This window comes from Coriobacteriia bacterium, from assembly GCA_013334745.1.
Taxonomy (GTDB): Bacteria; Actinomycetota; Coriobacteriia; order Anaerosomatales; family JAAXUF01; genus JAAXWY01.
This window is the reverse complement of the sequence record JAAXWY010000046.1, coordinates 1-18,280: the sequence shown is the minus strand read 5'-3', so window position 1 is coordinate 18,280 and position 18,280 is coordinate 1. Positions and strand designations below refer to the sequence as shown.

General features: G+C 65.9%; 17 protein-coding genes, 1 tRNA gene and 1 pseudogene. 12 read left to right on the top strand and 7 right to left on the bottom strand.

The window, feature by feature from the left end; all coding sequences use genetic code 11:
* The 3 genes from HGB10_10185 to HGB10_10175 form a co-directional block, all read left to right on the top strand.
* The coding region (locus HGB10_10185; GenBank protein NTU72169.1) for an HAD-IC family P-type ATPase at positions 1–583 on the top strand (583 nt) is incomplete at its 5' end.
* A gap of 10 nt (positions 584–593) precedes the next feature.
* The gene (gene kdpC / locus HGB10_10180) at positions 594–1,172 is read left to right on the top strand and encodes a potassium-transporting ATPase subunit KdpC (GenBank protein ID NTU72168.1); all 579 of its coding nucleotides are present in this window, start codon (positions 594–596) and stop codon (positions 1,170–1,172) included.
* 13 nt (positions 1,173–1,185) lie between these two features.
* A complete protein-coding gene (locus HGB10_10175; protein NTU72167.1) occupies positions 1,186–2,289 on the top strand; it encodes a universal stress protein in 1,104 nt (367 codons plus the stop codon).
* Here the strand turns inward: HGB10_10175 and HGB10_10170 are convergent.
* The gene (locus tag HGB10_10170; protein NTU72166.1) at positions 2,286–4,142 is read right to left on the bottom strand and encodes an APC family permease; all 1,857 of its coding nucleotides are present in this window, start codon (positions 4,140–4,142) and stop codon (positions 2,286–2,288) included. The genes HGB10_10175 and HGB10_10170 overlap by 4 nt on opposite strands.
* Positions 4,143–4,332: 190 nt before the next feature.
* On the opposite strand from HGB10_10170, the gene HGB10_10165 reads away from it, so the two are divergent.
* A complete protein-coding gene (locus tag HGB10_10165) occupies positions 4,333–6,438 on the top strand; it encodes a hypothetical protein (GenBank protein ID NTU72165.1) in 2,106 nt (701 codons plus the stop codon).
* Between the two features lie 55 nt (positions 6,439–6,493).
* Positions 6,494–6,569: transfer RNA gene (locus HGB10_10160), tRNA-Arg, on the top strand.
* Between the two features lie 290 nt (positions 6,570–6,859).
* Here the strand turns inward: HGB10_10160 and HGB10_10155 are convergent.
* From HGB10_10155 to HGB10_10145, 3 genes are all read right to left on the bottom strand, one after another.
* Entirely contained in the window at positions 6,860–7,651 is a 792-nt protein-coding gene (locus HGB10_10155) for a DUF4352 domain-containing protein (GenBank protein ID NTU72164.1), read from the bottom strand.
* A 296-nt stretch (positions 7,652–7,947) separates the two neighbouring features.
* Positions 7,948–8,799, bottom strand: coding sequence for an EamA family transporter (locus HGB10_10150; protein ID NTU72163.1), 852 nt, complete (start codon positions 8,797–8,799; stop codon positions 7,948–7,950).
* Between the two features lie 97 nt (positions 8,800–8,896).
* Positions 8,897–10,027, bottom strand: a complete 1,131-nt coding sequence (locus HGB10_10145; GenBank protein NTU72162.1) for a hypothetical protein — start codon at positions 10,025–10,027, stop codon at positions 8,897–8,899.
* A 293-nt stretch (positions 10,028–10,320) separates the two neighbouring features.
* Between HGB10_10145 and HGB10_10140 the strand changes: the two are divergent.
* A pseudogene (locus HGB10_10140) lies at positions 10,321–10,464 on the top strand (SH3 domain-containing protein).
* 443 nt (positions 10,465–10,907) lie between these two features.
* Here the strand turns inward: HGB10_10140 and HGB10_10135 are convergent.
* Genes HGB10_10135 through HGB10_10125 form a run of 3 tightly spaced genes read right to left on the bottom strand, consistent with a single transcriptional unit; the run spans position 10,908 to position 12,120 of the window.
* On the bottom strand, positions 10,908–11,486 hold the full coding sequence (locus HGB10_10135; GenBank protein ID NTU72161.1) for a hypothetical protein: 579 nt from the start codon (positions 11,484–11,486) through the stop codon (positions 10,908–10,910).
* A gap of 29 nt (positions 11,487–11,515) precedes the next feature.
* Positions 11,516–11,875 carry a type II toxin-antitoxin system PemK/MazF family toxin gene (locus HGB10_10130; GenBank protein ID NTU72160.1) on the bottom strand — a complete coding sequence of 120 codons (360 nt, stop codon included), beginning with the start codon at positions 11,873–11,875 and terminating at the stop codon, positions 11,516–11,518.
* Entirely contained in the window at positions 11,869–12,120 is a 252-nt protein-coding gene (locus tag HGB10_10125; protein ID NTU72159.1) for a hypothetical protein, read from the bottom strand. The genes HGB10_10130 and HGB10_10125 overlap by 7 nt, the downstream gene beginning before the upstream one ends.
* Positions 12,121–12,327: 207 nt before the next feature.
* Here HGB10_10125 and HGB10_10120 point away from each other — a divergent pair, with 207 nt between their 5' ends.
* The 6 genes from HGB10_10120 to HGB10_10095 form a co-directional block, all read left to right on the top strand.
* Positions 12,328–13,725, top strand: a complete 1,398-nt coding sequence (locus HGB10_10120) for a cytochrome-c oxidase (GenBank protein NTU72158.1) — start codon at positions 12,328–12,330, stop codon at positions 13,723–13,725.
* Positions 13,726–13,740: 15 nt separating this feature from the next.
* A complete protein-coding gene (locus HGB10_10115) occupies positions 13,741–15,702 on the top strand; it encodes a c-type cytochrome (protein NTU72157.1) in 1,962 nt (653 codons plus the stop codon).
* Entirely contained in the window at positions 15,702–15,875 is a 174-nt protein-coding gene (locus HGB10_10110; protein ID NTU72156.1) for a hypothetical protein, read from the top strand. The genes HGB10_10115 and HGB10_10110 overlap by 1 nt, the downstream gene beginning before the upstream one ends.
* Entirely contained in the window at positions 15,875–16,171 is a 297-nt protein-coding gene (locus tag HGB10_10105; GenBank protein ID NTU72155.1) for a hypothetical protein, read from the top strand. The genes HGB10_10110 and HGB10_10105 overlap by 1 nt, the downstream gene beginning before the upstream one ends.
* A gap of 29 nt (positions 16,172–16,200) precedes the next feature.
* Positions 16,201–17,010 (top strand): sulfite exporter TauE/SafE family protein, encoded by an 810-nt coding sequence (locus HGB10_10100; GenBank protein ID NTU72154.1) that lies wholly within the window; start codon positions 16,201–16,203, stop codon positions 17,008–17,010.
* Positions 17,011–17,082: 72 nt separating this feature from the next.
* Positions 17,083–18,280, top strand: a 1,198-nt coding sequence (locus HGB10_10095) for an HlyD family efflux transporter periplasmic adaptor subunit (GenBank protein NTU72153.1), incomplete at its 3' end; no start/stop codon positions are given.

The window sequence follows — 18,280 nt, the reverse complement described above, 5'->3', positions numbered from 1 at the left end:
CTTCCTCGCGCAGGCGACTCCCGAGGCGAAGATGGAGCTCATCCGAGCCGAGCAGGCACGCGGCAAGTTGGTCGCGATGACCGGCGACGGCACCAACGACGCGCCGGCCCTGGCCCAGGCCGACGTCGGCGTCGCGATGAACACCGGGACGAGCGCGGCCAAGGAGGCCGGCAACATGGTCGATCTGGACTCCGATCCCACGAAGCTCATCGAGATCGTCGCGATCGGGAAGCAGCTGCTGATGACCCGAGGCTCGCTCACCACCTTCTCAATCGCCAACGACGTCGCGAAGTACTTCGCAATCATCCCGGCGATGTTCATGGTCGGCCATCCGGAACTCGGCGCCCTCAACGTCATGCGGCTGCACTCGCCGGAGTCTGCGATCCTGTCGGCGGTCATCTTCAACGCGCTCATCATCGTCGCGCTGATCCCTCTCGCACTTCGCGGTGTGGCGTACCGACCGGTGGGCGCAGGCGCACTGCTGCGCCGCAACCTGCTCATCTACGGCCTCGGCGGCATGGCGCTGCCGTTCATCGGCATGAAGCTGATCGATGTCGCGCTCGTCGCGCTCGGTGCGGGATAAGGAGCTGAGGATGCGATCACTACTTCGCGCGACTCGGATGGCCCTCGTGACGATGCTGCTGTTCGGCGTCGCGTACCCGGCGGCGGTCTTACTCGCCTCCCGTGCGATCTTCCCGCGTCAGGCGGCCGGCAGTCTCATCTCGCGTGAGGGCGTGGTTGTGGGTTCGCGGTTGATCGGACAGCACTTCGGCGCGCCCCGCTATTTTCAGGGTCGCCCGTCCGCGGCAGGCGACGGCTACGATGCGATGGCGTCATCCCCCTCCAACCTCGGCCCGACCAGCGCCGAACTCGACCGGCTCGCTCGCGAACGGGTCCGCGCGGTCCTGGCGAGCAACCCGGGGGCGCGGGCAGGCAGCGTGCCGATCGATCTCGTGACCGCCTCGGCGAGTGGGCTCGACCCCGACATCTCGCCTGACGCCGCATTCCTGCAGGTCGCACGGGTAGCGAAGGCCCGAGCCCTGCCCGAGTCCCTCGTGCGTTCGCTCGTCTCGGCGCACGTATCAGGCAGGCAGTTCGGGTTTCTCGGCGAACCTCGAGTCAACGTGCTCGAGCTCAACCTTGCGCTCGATGACGTGAGTGGCGACGAGTAGCGTGGGAGAAGCGATGCCCGCACCGAACACAGACAGCAAGACGCGCGGCTGCCACAAGGTGTTCCTCGGCTACGCAGCGGGAGTCGGCAAGACCTACACGATGCTTTCCGAGGCGCAGCGCCGCGCCTCGCGAGGCGAGGACGTCGTCATCGGGTACGTGGAGCCGCACGACCGTCCCGAGACGCTCGCTCTGGCCGAGGGGCTCGAGCGCGTCCCGACCCGCTGCATCGAGTACCGGGGCACCACGTTCGATGAGCTCGACACCGATGCGGTGATCGCGCGGCGCCCGCAGATGGTGCTCGTCGACGAGCTGGCGCACTCCAACGTCCCCGGCGCGAAGCACGCCAAGCGGTGGCAGTCGGTGGAGGAGATCCTCGCCGCCGGGATCAACGTGATCTCCACCGTCAACGTGCAGCACTTCGAAAGCCTCAACGACGTCGTTGAGCAGATCACCGGGGTATGTGTCCGCGAGACCCTGCCCGACCGGATCCTCGATGAGGCCGACGAGGTCGTGCTCGTCGACATCACTCCTGAAGCCCTGATGAACCGCCTCAAGCGAGGCGTCATCTACTCCGCCGACAAGGCCGACGAGGCCCTGCTGAAGTTCTTCCGCCGAGGAAACCTCGTGGCGCTGCGCGAGCTCTCACTGCGCAAGACCGCCGAGGAGGTCGATGACGAGCTCGAGGACTTCATCGCCACCCACGACGTCGACAAGACGTGGGGCGCGGTCGACCGGGTGCTCGTCGCCGTAACCGCCCGTCCGGCGAGCACGAAGCTCGTCCGGCGCGGCTATCAGCTCGCCAATCGGCTCGGCGGCGACCTGTGGGTCATCCACGTGAAGCCCGCGGCCGTTCTTCTCGGGGGGGCGGAGCAGGCGGCCGTCGACGCATTGCGCGCACTCACGGGTGAGTTGCAGGGAGAGTTCGTCGAGCTCGGCGACGACGATGTGGCCGGCGGCATCATCGAGTTCGCACGCGCCCATCAGGCGACGTTCATCGTGCTCGGGCAGTCGGCCCGTGGACGCTGGGACGAGATCCTGCACGGCTCAATCGTGAACCGGATCATGCGTGAGACCCGCAACATCGACGTGGTGATCGTGGCCGAGGACCGCCGCTAGGCTTCCGGCGCGTCTACCTCCGCCATGTTGTACGGAACGTCGGTGACGATCATGCCCGGCTCGGCGAACAGCTGCGTCTTGAGGATCAGCGCCGTCTGGTCGTGCAGGATGTTGTCGGGCAGGTTCTCGGGCACGTACTCGGGGATGATCACCGTCACCACGTGGTCGCGAGTGGGCCTCGGTATGGCGCGGACGTAGTCCATGATCGGTGCGGTGATCTCGCGGTACGGCGAGTCGATGATGTTGAGCCGCGTGCCGAAGTCGGCCTCGCGCCACTTCTGCTGCATCTCATCGGCCTGACCGGAGATGTCGACGTAGACGGCCTCAAGCGTGTCCGCCCGCAGCGACTTCGCGTACTGAATCGCCCGCACGAGACGCCGGTCGATTGCGCTGACCAGCACGACCACGTGGTTCTGCATCCGGTTGTGCGTCTGCCAGTTGAGGTTGTCGAGGTCCTCCTCGCGAATCGCGAGCGCCGCTTTGACGCGCGCGTACTGACGCTGCACCCACAGGAAGTACGCGACGATGATCGGGATCAGGATGACGACGATCCATGCGCCGGTGCTGAACTTGGTGATCGCCACGATTGCCGTCACAAGCCCGGTCGAGATCGCACCGATGGTGTTGATGCTCAGTGAGAGGCGCCACCTCGGCTCGCGCAGCCGATAGTGGTGAACCACCATACCCGCCTGCGACAGCGTGAAGGACATGAACACGCCAATGGCGTAGAGCGGGATCAGCCGAGTCGTCTGCCCCCTGAATCCAATCAGCAGAGCGATAGCGGCTGCCGTGAGAAGGATGATTCCGTTGCTGAACACGAGACGGTAGCCACGATCCTTGAGTTGGTGCGGCAGGAAGTCGTCTTCCGCGATGAACGAGGACAGCCGCGGGAAGTCCGCGTAGGCCGTATTGGCTGCGAGAACCAGGATGAGGGCGACGCTCGCGGAGATGGCGTAGTAGAGCACGCCCGTCCCAAACATCGCGCGCGACAGCTGGCTGATGAGTGTCTCGGTCTCACTCGGCTCAACCCGCGCCAGCACGGCGAGGGCAGACACGCCAAGCATCAAGGTCACCAGGATGGCACCCATCCAAGCCATCGTGATCTGCGCGTTCTTGGCTTGCGGCGTCCTGAACAACTGCACGCCGTTGGTGATCGCCTCGACTCCGGTCATCGCCGAGCATCCCGACGAGAACGCCTTGAGCAGCAGGAACAGCGTCAGAGACTGCACGGCCTCTACGGGGTGCGTCGGAATCGGTACGGCGAAGGGGTCGCCTGTCGCGAATCGCCACAAGCCAACGGCGACCATGAAGCCGAGAAGGACAATGAACGCGTAGGTGGGCGGAGCGAACAGAGCACCGGACTCCTTGACGCCGCGCAGGTTCGCGATCGCGAGTAACACCACCAAGACAACCGCTATCTCGACCGTGTACGGCAGCAACTTCGGTGCGGCCGACGTGATTGCGGCCACAGCGGCGGAAACCGAAACGGCGACCGTGAGGATGTAGTCAACGAGCAGCGATGCGCCGGCAACAAGCCCGGGCCAGATTCCGAGGTTCTCTTTCGCGACGATGTAAGAGCCGCCGCCGCCGGGATACTCTCGGATGGTCTGCCTATACGACAACACCACGATCGCGAGTAGGGTGCAGATTGCGACCGCGATCGGCATCGTCAGGTGCAGCACCAGCGGACCCGCGAGCGCGAGCGTGAGCAGAATCTCCTGCGGGGCGTACGCGACCGACGACATGGCATCGCTTGAGAGCACCGCGAGCGCCGTGACCTTATTGAGCCGCTGATGTGCTGCTTCCCGGTTGTGCAGGGGATTTCCGAGCAGGATGCGCTTGAGTCCGGCCACTCACTGGCTCCTTGTCGCCGAAGGCTTCAGGAGAGTATCCGGCGCGTGGCGTTCTGTTCGCGTGAAGGCACGGGGGGCCGGTGTTAAGAAGCTGTGTAGGGCAGTCCCTGCGGCGAAATCGTATGATGTGCACCGTCAACGCGCGATGCCCAGCCGAGCAACGGTCGAGTGCAGAGGAAGTCCGCAGCCGATGTCTGATTCAGGTGCACACGAAACACCCCGCGACACAGACATGGATCTCGCCCAGCGCATCGCGTGGTACTGCCTGCTCGCTCTGGTCTTCCTCATCCCCGTCGTCATGGGGAATCTGAGCGCATTCGGCGTCTCAGAACCGCTCTTCTACGACATGTTCGACGGGCCGAAGTTGTTCGTGCTCCGCGCCCTGGCGTCGGTCGCTCTCGCCGCTTGGGCGTGGCACATCGCAACTAGGGGCGGAAAGATCCGGTTCACGCCGGTCGACGCGCTCATCGTCGCGTTCCTCGCGTGGGTCACGCTCTCCGCGCTGTTCTCGATTCACGTCCCGACGTCCATCCTCGGCAAGTACCGGCGCTACGAGGGGCTGCTGACCTTCGCGACGTACGCGGCGGTCTACTTCCTCACCCTCCAGTTCGCCGACCGCCCGTCTCGGATTCGGCGAATCGCGCAGGCGCTCTTCTGGGCAGGCGTCGTCGTATCCTCGCTTGCCGTACTGCAGTGGATGGGGGCCGACCCGACCACGTGGGGCCAGCTCACATTCGAGACGAACCGCGCCTTCGCGACGTACGGAAACCCCGACCTGCTCGCGGGCTTCCTGCTGTTTCCGCTGTTCGTGACGCTCGGGCTCGCACTGACCACCGAGTCGCCCTGGTGGCGAGGTGCGTACTGGGCCGGAGCGATCCTCAACTCACTCGCACTCATAGCGTCGTTCGTGCGCGGTGCCTGGATCGGTGCCGTCGTTGGTCTGATCCTGTTCGCAGTGCTCGTGTGGCGCCATCGTCCGCGTCTGGGGGTCGTTGACTGGACGTTCTCGGGCGCGGGAATCCTCGCCGTTGTCGTGGCGATTCTCAGCAGCCTCTCGAGCTCAAGTGAGGTCACCAACTTCGGCTCGCGTCTGAGCTCGATCGCCGAGACCAATACCGGCTCCGCCAAGACGAGATTCGAGATTTGGGACGCTGCTCTCGCCGCCATTCGGGAGCGGCCGGTGTTCGGCTACGGACCCGATACGTTCAGACTCATCTTCCCTCGGTTCAAGCCGGTTGAGTACGTGCGGGACGCGGGCTATCTGTCGGTCATCGACAACGCGCACAACTACCCGCTGCAGCTCGCGGCCGGAATCGGTTTGCCGGGTCTGGCCCTCCTGTACGGCGTGTTCGCCTGGGCTGCTGTCCGATCAGGACGAGTGCTGTTCAAGCGCAGTGAAGGCGGCGGCGCATTGCTGTTCGCCGGCTTCTGGGTCGCAGCCGCGGCCTACATCACTCACCTGATGTTCGGGCTGTCGGTCATCGGTTCGAGCGTCTTCCTATGGATCGCGATAGCCGTGGTCCTATCGCCTACCGCGCGCAGCAAGACAGTGCAGCCGCTTCGTGCCCTCGGCCAGGCCGTGGGTGCCGCGGCCGTTGTTGCCGCGCTGGTCGTGGTCGGCTACCAAGGGGTGCAGCTCTACGCCGACCACCTGTTCATCAGGACGCTCTACGTTGCCGGCCCGGAGCGCGCGGCCCTCGCGGAGCAAGCCGTCAAGCTGAGCCCCAACAACGACACCTACCTCTCCGAGATCGGGCTCATCCACTCCGACAACTTCTATGCGTTGGCGGATGCGGCTATGGCCGCCAAGCAGCAAGGCGACCCGGCAGCGCTGGAAGCCGCCCGGGCCAACGCCAAGCTCTCCTTCGATCTGGCAGAAGCGGCGATCAAGTCGGCAATCGCGTTCACCCCCCAGGAGTACGACAACTACGTCTTCCTGGCCGGGCTCTACTCAACAGCCGGCGATGCTCTCGGCTCAGCCGACTACTACCGCAAGACCATCGAGATCTCTGAGCGCGGACTCGAACTCGCCCCCAACGGCCCCGGACTGATCTTCCAGATCGGTTACGCCATGAACAGGTTAGGCGACTCCAAGGGAGCCATCGAACGCTTGAATCGAGCGAGGGCGATGGATCCCGCGTACGTCGAGCCGGGAATCGCCCTGGCGGATCTCTATCACGAGCGTAAGCAGGACGATCTCGCGCTCTCCGTCCTGCGTGAAATCGACGCCGTGAGCCCCGACAGGCCCGATGTCACCTCGCGTATGCAGGCGCTCGAGGCAGCCCTCGCTCAGTAAGGCGTGTGGGGCCGTCTTAGCCGAAGCGCAATACCCGCGCTACAATGCCTCTCGCGCCCTCGTAGCTCAGGGGATAGAGCACAGGTTTCCTAAACCTGGTGTCGCAGGTTCGAATCCTGCCGGGGGCACCACCGATAACAGCAGGTCAGTGGGCATGGACGACGCTCACTGGCCTGTCTTGTCTTTCGAGTCGCTATTCTCTGCTACTGATTTGCTACTGAGGACGGCGCCTGAGAACGACGCTTCAAGACCCCCACTGCGCCAGTGGTGCGCGTGACTTCCCATCGCTGTACCAACGAAGGATCGCCGCGAGGCCCCTTTTCCCATGAGGCAGTGCAGGTCGTTGATAGTGCCCCATGCTAGGCACAAGGAAAAGAGGCACCCGGAGGCACCTCTTCACCTGCACGATTTGACTGTTGGGCTACCTGGTTAGGGAAATCTCGCCTGTCTCCGTGCCGAACAAACCAGTCTGAACCTGGAGCTTGAAGTCCTCAGGCTTCGCCCCGGGTGCTACTGCGAAGAGAACCTTGCCCTTCTTGGAGAGGTTCGGATTGATCTTCGCAAGGAAGAAGTTCTCGTTCCCCTCTACATACATAAGACCGTCGCTGTCCGTCTCATATTCCGCGCCGTCTTTGCCAATCAACTTGAAGAATGAACTGTCAATCGTGACGGCTTCCTTGGACTCGTTCTTCACACTGGCCGTGACGAGAATCCAGTTCCCGCTCTTGTTGCCCAGTATGCTCTTCAACTTCTTGGTTGCTTTTGCGTCGGTCGCCTTGAACACGAGATCGCCAACCTTGAGTGCTGTGCCGACCTTTGCAGCCGTCGCAGCCTCGGGTGCGGCCTCGGGCTCGGCGGCAGGCTCGGCCTCGGGCTCGGCGGCAGGCTCGGCGGCAGGGGACTCCGCAACTGGCGCGCTAGGTTCAGCCGCAGTATCCGTGTTGCCGCCACCGCCACCCATTGCGCTGACTAGGCCCCCGAGAATAAGCAGCCCAGCAACCCAGACCCACCACTTCTTGTAGAGCGGCTTCTTCTCCTTAGGAGCCTGACCTGCAGGTGATGCGACCGCGGCAGCCGCTGCAGGGGTGGCTACGCCCTCTGCTTCATACACACCCGAAATGCAGTTGCTAGGGTGACCCGCCTTGGAGCATTCGCCTGACTCCGTCAAGACAACATTCTCGTTGCACACCGAACAGAATCCCGCCTTTGCCATGTGACCCTCCTCTTTTCGCGTGCTGCTCAAGTCATGAGTAGCATGAGAGCCGTAGCATCTAGTACGGCCCCGTTCCCCAACCTCAGTCACCCCAGAATACGGCAAGCAACTGACATGCAGCCCCCGCATGCTCATAGTCAATGTACATGAACACACTACGCAGTGCGGCGGCCGTCCAAGACGATGTCTCTTGCGAGAGGCCGTTTGCCGTCTCGGTGCGGAGCGGGGTCCTGCTACTGAAATGCTACTGAATCAAGGCAATCTGCCAGAAACCAACAGCACCCGCTAATCCGGCCCTACCCCATCGCGCAGAGCACGACCGCTACCAGCGCCATCACGACGCCCACGCGCTGGATACCGCGCAGGTGCTCGTGCAAGACCACGCGCGCGAGCAACACCGTGACCACCGGGTAGAGCGCGCCCACCACCGCGGCGAGTGCGAGCGGCCCAATCCGCAGCGCGATGACCTGGCTCACGTTCGCGGCGGCGTCGAACACGCCGGTTGCGAGCGTCACCGCGAGCGCCTCACGCACCGGCACGAGCCGCCGCATCCGCGCCCATGTGAGCACGAGCATCACGGTGATCGTGGTGGAGCGCGCGAGGATGAGCGGCGCGAAGCTCGTGGACGCCGGAGTCTGCGAGAAGCACACGACCGAGATCCCGAAGCCGATACCCGCCGCCATCGCGAACCACAGCGCCGTCTTCGCCGAGCCGCTCGCGACCGCGGCCTCCTCGGACTCCGAGAACATGCTCACGATCACCACGGCGACGATCGCGAGCGCCATGCCGAGCAACCCGAGCGGTCCGATCCGCGTGCCTCGGATCAGGCCGACCGCGGCCGGAAGCGCACCGGTGAGCGCGGCGGCGACAGGCGCGACCACACTCATGCGCCCTGTCGCGAGGCCCGAGTACAGCGCGAGCACGCCGCCTCCGCCGAACACTCCCGCGCCGAGTCCCCACAGGATGCGTGGGTCGGTCCACGACGCCGGCGGCATGAACACGGTCACAGCAGCGACCGCTGCCAGACCCACCACCTGTGCCGCGAATGTGACGACGAGCGGTGAATCCTTCCGCGAGCCGAACCCGCCCAGAAAGTCGGCCACGCCGTAGAGGGCGGCTGACAGCGCGGCTATCGGGGCGGTGAGCATGCGGGTACCCGTTTCATGAGGCGGGCGACCGATGTCGGCCCGGCCTCTCTATTGGTCTGTATCGTCGACGGCGGTCGGCCCACCGCTTCCAGCGAGGCTAGTTGCCCGTATATCCCAGCGCCGTAAGTGCTTGCGCACGCAGCGTGTCCGCCTTGGTCCCAACCTCCGTGACAGCCGCTTCCATCTTCGCGAGGCGATTCTCGGCCCAGTTCGGATCCTTCACGATTGCCGGCTCGCCGACCTTCTCGGCGTCGTTGCCGTACTTGTTCATCTTCTTGATGTCCGCGTTGTACGCGCTATAGCGGTGACCGGAGCCTTCGGACGCCATGCGCACAACGACATCAGCCTGCTTCTTGCGCAGGTCGCAGTACTTGGCAGCCTTATCGAGGCCGGCCGACTTGTCGAGCTTATGCGCGTCGCGGAACAGCAGAGCCGCGCGAACGTAATGCGCCTGCGCTGACTGCGCCTTCGAGCGCATCTTCGAGTACTGGTTCTTGTTGCCGGCAGAGATCGCGGCGCTCAGATCCGAGTTGCCGCCTCCTGCCTCCTTGCCGCCCTGTGTGGCCTTCTGCAGCATGCCGTTGGCGGTGTCGACGTAGGCGACCATCTCCTCGAGCGCGTCGAGTGTAGCGGTGGCGGCCTCAAGCGCCGCGAGATAGTCGGTCTTGCCCTGCGAGTCGTCCCACGCCTCGGCAATCGCCCGTGCCGAGGCGATCTCGTCGCGCGCGGTGCGCAGGGAGTTGCCCGTGCTGTCGACGACGGCACGAATCTCAGCGCTTGAAGCGTCACCCTTGCTGAGCTCATCGAGCGACACCGTCGCCGACTCCACCGCGCTGACCGCTGCGGTGAAGTGCTGCTCGGCCTGTGAGATCGAATCGGTGTCCGAGCCGCCACTGAACAGCGAGAACGCAATGGCTCCGCACGCGAACAGACCGCACAGCACCACAATCGCAATCACGACCGCGATGATGCCGCCCTTGCCCTTCTTGGGGGGCGGTGCCTGCGGCGGGCCACCGTACGCAGGCTGCTGCCCGTATGCGGGCGGCTGCTGCGGGGGTGCTGCTGGCTGCTGGTACGTCGGCTGACCGTACGCCGGTGGCTGCTGCGGGGGTGGCGGAGCCGCGGGCTGACCCGGGAACGTCCCGGGAGGTGGCGGTGGCGGCGCTGCGGCACCGGGATTCTGCGGCGGGTAGCCGCCCTGCTGCGGGTCGAACCCTTGGTCGCTCATCCGAAACCCTCCCGAGGTGCCGTTCGCTTCGAGCTCGGCATCATATGTGCCGGACCCGTTTGGCCGATGCTACCATCTGCTTCTGCTTGGAACGTACCCAGCCAAGCCCAACACGACTCGATTCTCGGGGAACGGTGGTTTCGATGGCGGTCGCAGGTTTCTGTCGCGTGTGCAACCAGTACGTCTGGCTCAACGACCAGTGGGGCTGTGTGAACGGTCACCCATGGAGCGAGATCAGCAACTGGTATGACCCGCAGACCGGTGTGCCGGTCACGCCGTACTGGCTCCAGCCTGCGGCTCCTGCGCCGGTCGCCCCCGCTGCCGCGCCCGCTCCCGCGCCCGCTCCCGTGCCGGTCGCCACGCCTGCTCCTGCGCCGGTCGCCCCCGCACCCGCTCCCGTGCCGGTCGCCGCGCCCGCTCCCGCCGCCGCGCCGAGCGACCGCCTCACCCTGCTCGCCGATGTACTCGCCGCAGTCTCGGCGTACCCCGGCTACACCGTCGCGTACGGCACCGACACCGACGTCGTCATCGACAACAAGATCGCCGACGCGAACTGGGGAGCCGGCACCAAGAAGGTCGACTACGAGGCGGTCATGAAGGCCGTCGAGCCCGAGCTGACCGTCTACTTCTGGGAGATCCTCAAAGAGAAGGGCGCCGGCATCAGCTTCGGAGGTTTCGAGGCCGAGACCTACTCGACCTTCGGGACGACCCGCTCGGGCACGACCAAGGAGATCGTGATCGGCCCCGGTGGCACCGAGGTCAACTACTCGTGGGACTACGCAGCAACGCGCAACATCGTCGAAGACGTGGTCCGCCGTCATGGCTGGCAGATGAAGGTCGTCCTGCAGAAGAAGTCCGCGCAGTGGCTCTGACGCGCTAGCTACAGCCTGCCCACGTTCACCCCGAGCACCGCGACCGCATCGGCGATCGTGTTCTCCCCCGCCGCATCCGCACACGAGAGCGCGAGCTGAGCGCACGCCGCAGCATCCGATGCCGCATCGTGGTGCATCAGCCGGATGTCACAGTGGTCGCACATGACGTCGAGCGTGTGCCGCCGAAGCTCGGGAAACGCCTTGCGCGCGAGCGACACGGTGCACACGTACTCGTAGGACGGCGCCGGCAACTCGAAGCTCGCGATCAGTGCGCGCAACACCCTGATGTCGAATGGCGCATTGTGCGCGAGTAACGGCCCCTCGGCGAGCAGTGGAGCGACCTCCCACCACACCTCGGCGAAGTCTGGCGCGAGCGCGGTGTCCTCGGCGGTGAGCCCGTGGATGAGCGAGTTGCGGTACTCGTACTCGTTGAAGGGCGGCTGGATGAGCCACGACTCGGTGCGCTCGACGCGGCCATCCCGAACGATCGCGAGTCCCAACGCGCACGCGCTGTTCGCCTCACGGGTGGCGGTCTCGAAGTCGATGGCGACCCAAGTATCGGGTGCGGGGGTTCTCGGCGAAGTCATTGGGACAGTGTACGCCGCGGCAACCTGGGCTACAGGCCCAGTGACAGCTGTAGCGCCGTGTCCACACGCGACATCGTCGCAGGGTCCAGCGAGGCTATCGCCGCACCGATGAGACGATCCTGTGCGACGGTGAGCATCTGGCCGCACCGCACAACGCTCGGCTTGCCGAACAACTCGTCGGGGAGTCGGACCTCTGTGGGGTAGTCCTTCCGAGCGATCCTGGTCGTCATCGCAACCACGATGGTGTTGGGTGAATACCGGTTGCCGACGTCGTTCTGTACCACCAGCACGGGCCGACGACCGGCTTGCACCGAACTCTTCGCCGGGCCGAAATCAACCCAGTAGACCTGCCCGCGCCGCACTCCCCGATCGGTGCCGGGCGTCACCATTCGGGCCAGCCCTCCTGCGCCGTAGCCCATGCGCTCGCAGCGAACTCGCGATCCTCTGCAGCGCGCTCGGCATAGCCCTCGGCCATCAGGCGCTCGACATCGCGCTGCTTCAGGCACTCGAGCGCCTCGAGTATCACCTCCGTCTTCGTCGACCCCGCGGCTGCAGCACGCTCGGCGACGAATAGGTGCGCCCACTGGGGCAGGCGGAACTGCGCGGGCTGCGTCTTGCTCGAGTAGGTAGTCATGAGTCACGATCCTTCTTGGACTTGCAATACATACTGCAATACTATTCGCACTACATACTGCGGGCAAGAGCGCCATCCCACCACCTGCGGCACGGACGAACTTGCACCGCTCGGTGTATCCACTTCTTGGCCGCCTACCCACTACAATGGCGAGCGAAGCTGGGTCGCCCTGCCAGGCGGCCCGGTCACCGTCATGAAGGGGGCAGTGTGGCAGTCCGCAAAGACGCTACGGTCAAACTCATGGTGAGCTCGTCGATCTTCTGGCTGGTGGTGGCCATCACGCTCGGGCTGCTGCAGGCGATCGAGTTCATCGCACCGGACTCCTTCCGGGGCATCGCGTGGCTCGTGTTCCCGAGACTGCGCCAGGCACACGTCAACGGGCTGGCCTTCGGCTGGCTGTCGATGGCGATGGTTGCCGGCTGGTACTTCGTGGTGCCGCGCCTGACCAAGACCGAGATCCACTCCGAGACGCTCGGCGTCATCATCGCGTGGGCGTGGAACATCGCGCTGGCCGTGGGCGTCGTGGGGCTGACGCTCGGCTGGACGCAGGCGCGTGAGTACGCGGAGCTCGCCTGGCCGGTCGACATCGCGATCATGCTCGTGCTGATCGGGAGTGCGTACAACTTCTTCCGGACGATCATGGCGCGCAAGGAACCCGAGCTCTACGTGACCCTGTGGTACATCATGGGCACGCTGCTGTGGTTCCCCATCGTCTACGCGATCGGCAACGTGATCTGGGCGCCACCGACCGGCTCGCTTGTCGGCCTCAACGACGCGATCTGGAACTGGTTCTACGGCCACAACGTCTTGGGCCTGTGGTTCACGACCGGCACGGCCGGGCTCATCTACTACATCGTCCCTCGCGAGACCAAGCGTCCCATCTACGGCTACACGCTCGCGCTCATCGCGTTTTGGGGCATCGCGTTCTTCTACACCGCAGTCGGCACCCACCACATCCTCGGCGCGCCGGTTCCCGAGTGGCTCAAGACCATCTCGGTCATCTGCTCGCTCGGGCTGCTCATCCCGGTGAGTGCGTTCGTCGTGAACATGCTCATGACGATGCGCGGATCGTGGAAGGTCGCCTACGTCTCGATACCGCTGCGCTTCGTGATCACGGGCGTGATCAGCTACCTGCTCACGAGCATCCAGGGCTCGTTCCAGGCCCTGCGCGGATTCAACCAGTTCATCCACTTCACCAACTGGCCGGTCGCGCACGCGCACCTCGCGCTACTCGGCTTCGTCGCCTTCTCCATGTGGGGGATGGTGTATTACATGGTCCCGAGGCTCTATGGCGTGCCGCTGCATTCCGAGCGACTCGCGTGGACACACTGGTGGCTGACAACGGTCGGCTTCGCGGGCTTCTTCCTCGTGCTCACCGCCGCGGGCCTCGTGCAGGCCTCGGGCTTCGCGACCGGCATCCCGATCATCAAGATCCTGCCCGGCATCCACTCGCTGTGGGTCGGACGCGCCGCGACCGGGACCGTGATCATCACCGCTCAGTACCTGTTCGCGTACAACATCTGGCGAACGATGCTCGATGCACGAAAGGCCCCTGCCGATAACCCCGCGACCGCCGACGCCGCGCCCGCCGCGGCCGGTGCCTGAGAGGAGACGCGACCCATGAAGATGTCGCCGCGCCTCATCATCATCGGCGGACTCGCCGTGGTCATGACAGTCGTCGCATTCGTCGTGTTCTTGCCGGCCGTGGTCTTCAAGCCACAGCCCAAGATCGAGACACAGCCGCTCACCGCACTCGAGCAGCAGGGCCGGGACCTGTACGTGAGTAACGGCTGCATGTACTGCCACAGCCAGTTCACGCGTCCCGGTGACGTGACCCCTTCTCGGCCGAGCGAAGCCGGGCAGTTCGCCTACGACAAGCCGCACCAGCTCGGCACGCTTCGCACCGGTCCCGACCTGGCCAACATCGGCCTGAAGCGGGGCGACCAGTGGGAGATCGACCACCTCAAGGATCCGCGCTCACTCATGCCGGACTCGATCATGCCCAACTTCAACTACCTCTCCGACCAGCAGTTGGCGGCCATCACGGCCTACCTCAACACGCTGGGTAACGACCGCAACGCCAGCACCGACCTCATGATCCCGACCAAGTACCTCACCCCGGCGTTCTCGGCGAACAAGTTCGATCTGAGCGAGGAGAACTTCGCCAAGGGCCGTGAGATCTACTCCAAGAAGTGCCTCACCTGCCACGGGTGCTCGGGCTCGGGCGATGGCCCGTACTCGATGATCAACAACGCCCGGCCGGAGAACCTGCGCGGGCCCGAGTTCAAGAACATCCCGGTCAACTTCCTGTTCTGGCGCGTCAGCGAAGGCGTGCCCGGCACGGTCATGCCGGTGTGGCACCAGTCACTGTCCGAGGACGACCGTTGGCTCGCCGTCCTGTTCATCCAGAAGGCGTTTATGGACATGACGCCCGCGTTCAACGACGAGGGCGACATCCCCGAGAAGTACAAGACCGCGACGTTGCCCGAGCCCACCGTCGAGAACATCGACGCGGGCAAGGCGCTGTTCGTGGGCAACTGCGCGTTCTGCCACGGGTACGCCGGCAACGGCAACGGCCCCGATGCCGCGGGCCTCATCCCCGCGCCGCCGAGCTTCGATGACACGGCGACCTACGTCGACTGGACCGACGGGGACTACATCTGGCGCGTCACCGACTCGATCCCCATGCGCGCGATGCCGGCGTGGCACACGTGGTTCAGCGCCGAACAGCTCGCTCTCGTCTCGGGATACGTGAAGGACATGCTGATCTTCCCCGATCCCAAGAACGAGCCGGTCGATCCCGAGAAGCCCGCAGCGGCCGACGCGCAGTACGTGATGCCGGCCGATACCGATGTCATGCGCGGTCGTACGGTCTACCTGCAGCGCTGCTGGATGTGCCACGGCGACGCCGGTCAGGGCGAGGGCCCCGACGGTACGCGCCTGGCGCCAGCTCCGGCCAACTTCACGGATCCGGCGCTCAAGGAACTGCCGGACTCCGACTGGTACTGGCGCGTGTCCCACGGCATCGGCAACGCCGCGATGCCGCAGTGGCAGCTCCTGCTCTCCGAGGAGGACCGCTGGGCGGCGATCAAGTACGTCAAGGCGACGTTCGTGAAGCCCAGTGAGCCGACCGACGTCAGCGACGAGGTCCCGGCCGCGTACATGGCCGTCGATCCCGCCCCGCTGGCTCCGACGCCGGACATGATGGCGCTGGGCGAGGAGCGCTACAACACCCTGTGCGCGAACTGCCACGGCGCGAAGGCACTGGGCGACGGCGTATTCGGCTCCGTGCTCATGCCGACGCCCGCGAACCTGACCGAGGACCCCGCCAAGACCGCCGGCGTGGACTTCTGGTACTGGCGTATCGACGCCGGCGTGGTGGGCACCGATCCGGGCCCGGGCGCAGCGACCGATCCCAAGAGCTCGGCTGGCACGGGGGCGACCCTGATGCACCCGACCGCCATGCCCGCATGGCGCAACATCCTCACCGAGCAGGAGAAGTGGGCGATTCTCTTCTACGCGATGAACCTCACCAAGGCCAAGGACGCGCCGGCTCCGGTGCCCGCGGGAGGTGGCAAGTGATGGATCTCTCCGTCTACCTGGTCACCGCCGTGATCACCACGTTCACCGTAGGCGCCGCCGTCGCGTTGTGGCTGTCGATCGTGGGCGGTCACTGGAGCAATCTGGAGGCTGCGTCGCGAGTAGTACTCGACAACGACGAACCCATGCCGACCCGGACCGAGGAGGCACTCTGATGCCCGCAAGCCAGCAGATAGCAGCCGTGTCCTGGGGACTCGCTGTCGGCATCGCTCTCATCGCAATCGTTTGGGCGACGGTCAAGGGCGGCTGGTTCCGCCAGCCGCTCAAGGGCGACCCACGATCCGAGGATTCGCTGCCCGAGCCCATCGAGCCGGTCCACGACTTCCCGGATGGGATCTCTGAGGCGCACGGCCCCGTGCCGCTCATCGTGCGAATCGTCATCGTCAGTTTCGTGCTGTGGACGATCGCCTACGTGGTGATGTTCGTACAGCGCGGTTACACGTTCAGCTAGGAGCTCCGATCCGAAAGGCGAACTGACCGATGGACATGGGTCACGTGCAGATGTCGATGGCGGGGCTGTCCTCGCTGTCGTTGTGGGGGGCGTTCCTGCTCGGCCTCACGGGCGGGTTTGGGCACTGCCTGGCGATGTGCGGTCCGTTCGTGGCCGCAGCGAGCGTGGCCGATGGGGCGGCCGCGCTCGCTGTGACCACCGACGGCACAGGCAGCGCCTGCTCCACGAGCGGCCGTGTCATCGGCGGACTGAAGCGCAGCGGCGTCTTCCAGCTCGCGTATCACCTGGGGCGTCTCGGGACGTATGCGCTGATCGGCCTGCTGCTTGGGCTGCTCGGCGAGGCGGGTGCGCTTGTGACGCTCGGCGGACCGTTCTCGCCCACGGCCGTGACGCAGTGGCTCAAGGTGGCCGCGGGCGTGACGCTGCTGGCGATGGGTGCGTTGATGGCGGTGGCGTGGATGCGTGGCCGCCGAGCGGGTCTCGTCGAGCCGACCGCATGGCTCACCGGCCTGCCGTGGTTCGGCCGTGCGGTGTCGAAGCTGTCGAAGGCCGGCGGATGGGCGGCGCTGCCGCTCGGCGCGCTCATGGGCCTGCTGCCCTGCGCGCCGCTCGTACCGGTTGAGATCGCGGCGCTGGCTTCCGGCGCTCCGCTGTTCGGAATGCTCACGATGCTCGCGTTTGGACTGGGAACCGTGCCCGCGCTCGCCGGATTTGGAGCAGCGACCGGGTTGCTCGGCGCTTCGGCCCGCGGCTGGTTCGCGCCGGCGGCGGCGTTCTCGGTCGTGGTGCTGGGTGGCGTGACGCTCTACCAGGGGCTCGCTGTCGCCGGCGCTCTCTAGGCCCGGCGAATCGTGACGCCTGCCGAGTCGACCGCCTGCGACCTGTGCGGGCTACCTGTCCTTGGGCGGCCGGTGCGAGACCGCGAACACGACTTCTGCTGCGAGGGCTGCCGGCGTGTGTGGACGAGCGCCGAGGATGCCGGCATTTCCGAGCTGCTCGCCCCCGCCGAGACACGCTCCCGTCGCGCCCGAGCCGGCGCTGACGCCGGTGCACGCAAGGCCGCGGCGGCGGCGGCATCCGGTGCTCGCCGAGAGACCCTGCGCATCGAGGGCATGTGGTGCGCATCGTGCGGGCTCGTGCTCGAAGACGCGCTCATGGCGCTTCCGGGCGTGCTCGACGCCGAGGCCAGCTACGCCGCGTCGCTGCTTCGCGTGACCTGGGACCCGGAGCAGACCGCACTCGAGGATATGCTCGCGCGGGTGACGCTGCTGGGATACCGTGCCGCGCCCGCACGCGACGTCGCGACCGGCCACGGTGACACCGAGGAACTGTTCTTGCGCTGGTTCGTCTCCGCGGCGATCGGCATGTGGGTCATGTGGCCGACGTACTTCGTGCTCTGGCCGGCGTTCGCGCGTGGCGAGTACGCCAGCGTGGCGGCGTACGACGCGTTCACGGGCGCGCTGTCGCTGCTGGTGCTCGTATACGGCGGCTGGCCGTTCCTCACGGGCGCGTGGCGTGCGGCGCGCGTGCGGCGCGCGACGATGGACACGCTTGTGGTGCTGGGCACCTGGACGGCGTGGGTGTACAGCGCGTGGGCAGCGGCCACCGCCAGCGGGTCGACGTACTTCGAGTCAGCCGCCATGATCGTGACCATCGTGCTGATCGGCCGTTGGCTCGAGTCGTTCGGCCGCCGGGACACCGCCTCAGCGCTCGCACGGCTTGCGGAGTCGGCCGAGGAGAGCGCGTGGGTGGTGCGGCAGGGTAGCCAGGCGAGCGATGGCGCAGACGACGCCGAGCGCGTGCCGGTCGCCGAGCTCGCCGAGGGCGCCACGGTGCTCGTGCGTGCCGGTGAGCGAGTGCCGGCGGACGGCGTGGTGCTGCAGCGCCTCGCGCGGGCAAGCGAGCTGGTGCAGGGTGGCCAGCCGGTGCTGGTGATGGGCGACACGGACGAGGGCTGGATCGTGCGCGCCGCGCTCGCCGACCGTGACGCCGTGCGCGTGAACGTGGGCGACACGGCGAAGGTGGCCTTCGATGCCTTCCCGGAGCGCAGGTTCGACGGGCGCGTGACGCGCGTCGGCTCGAGCGCGGATCCCTATACCGGAACCGTCG

Excerpts from the sequence above, each read along its gene's own strand:
- kdpC (NTU72168.1), top strand. The coding sequence starts at position 594 with ATGCGATCACTACTTCGCGCGACTCGGATGGCCCTCGTGACGATGCTG.
- HGB10_10145 (NTU72162.1), bottom strand. The coding sequence starts at position 10,027 with ATGAGCGACCAAGGGTTCGACCCGCAGCAGGGCGGCTACCCGCCGCAG.
- HGB10_10155 (NTU72164.1), bottom strand. The coding sequence starts at position 7,651 with ATGGCAAAGGCGGGATTCTGTTCGGTGTGCAACGAGAATGTTGTCTTG.
- HGB10_10105 (NTU72155.1), top strand. The coding sequence starts at position 15,875 with ATGCCCGCAAGCCAGCAGATAGCAGCCGTGTCCTGGGGACTCGCTGTC.
- HGB10_10130 (NTU72160.1), bottom strand. The coding sequence starts at position 11,875 with ATGGTGACGCCCGGCACCGATCGGGGAGTGCGGCGCGGGCAGGTCTAC.
- HGB10_10150 (NTU72163.1), bottom strand. The coding sequence starts at position 8,799 with ATGCTCACCGCCCCGATAGCCGCGCTGTCAGCCGCCCTCTACGGCGTG.
- HGB10_10110 (NTU72156.1), top strand. The coding sequence starts at position 15,702 with ATGGATCTCTCCGTCTACCTGGTCACCGCCGTGATCACCACGTTCACC.
- HGB10_10100 (NTU72154.1), top strand. The coding sequence starts at position 16,201 with ATGGACATGGGTCACGTGCAGATGTCGATGGCGGGGCTGTCCTCGCTG.
- HGB10_10165 (NTU72165.1), top strand. The coding sequence starts at position 4,333 with ATGTCTGATTCAGGTGCACACGAAACACCCCGCGACACAGACATGGAT.
- HGB10_10125 (NTU72159.1), bottom strand. The coding sequence starts at position 12,120 with ATGACTACCTACTCGAGCAAGACGCAGCCCGCGCAGTTCCGCCTGCCC.
- HGB10_10115 (NTU72157.1), top strand. The coding sequence starts at position 13,741 with ATGAAGATGTCGCCGCGCCTCATCATCATCGGCGGACTCGCCGTGGTC.
- HGB10_10135 (NTU72161.1), bottom strand. The coding sequence starts at position 11,486 with ATGACTTCGCCGAGAACCCCCGCACCCGATACTTGGGTCGCCATCGAC.
- HGB10_10175 (NTU72167.1), top strand. The coding sequence starts at position 1,186 with ATGCCCGCACCGAACACAGACAGCAAGACGCGCGGCTGCCACAAGGTG.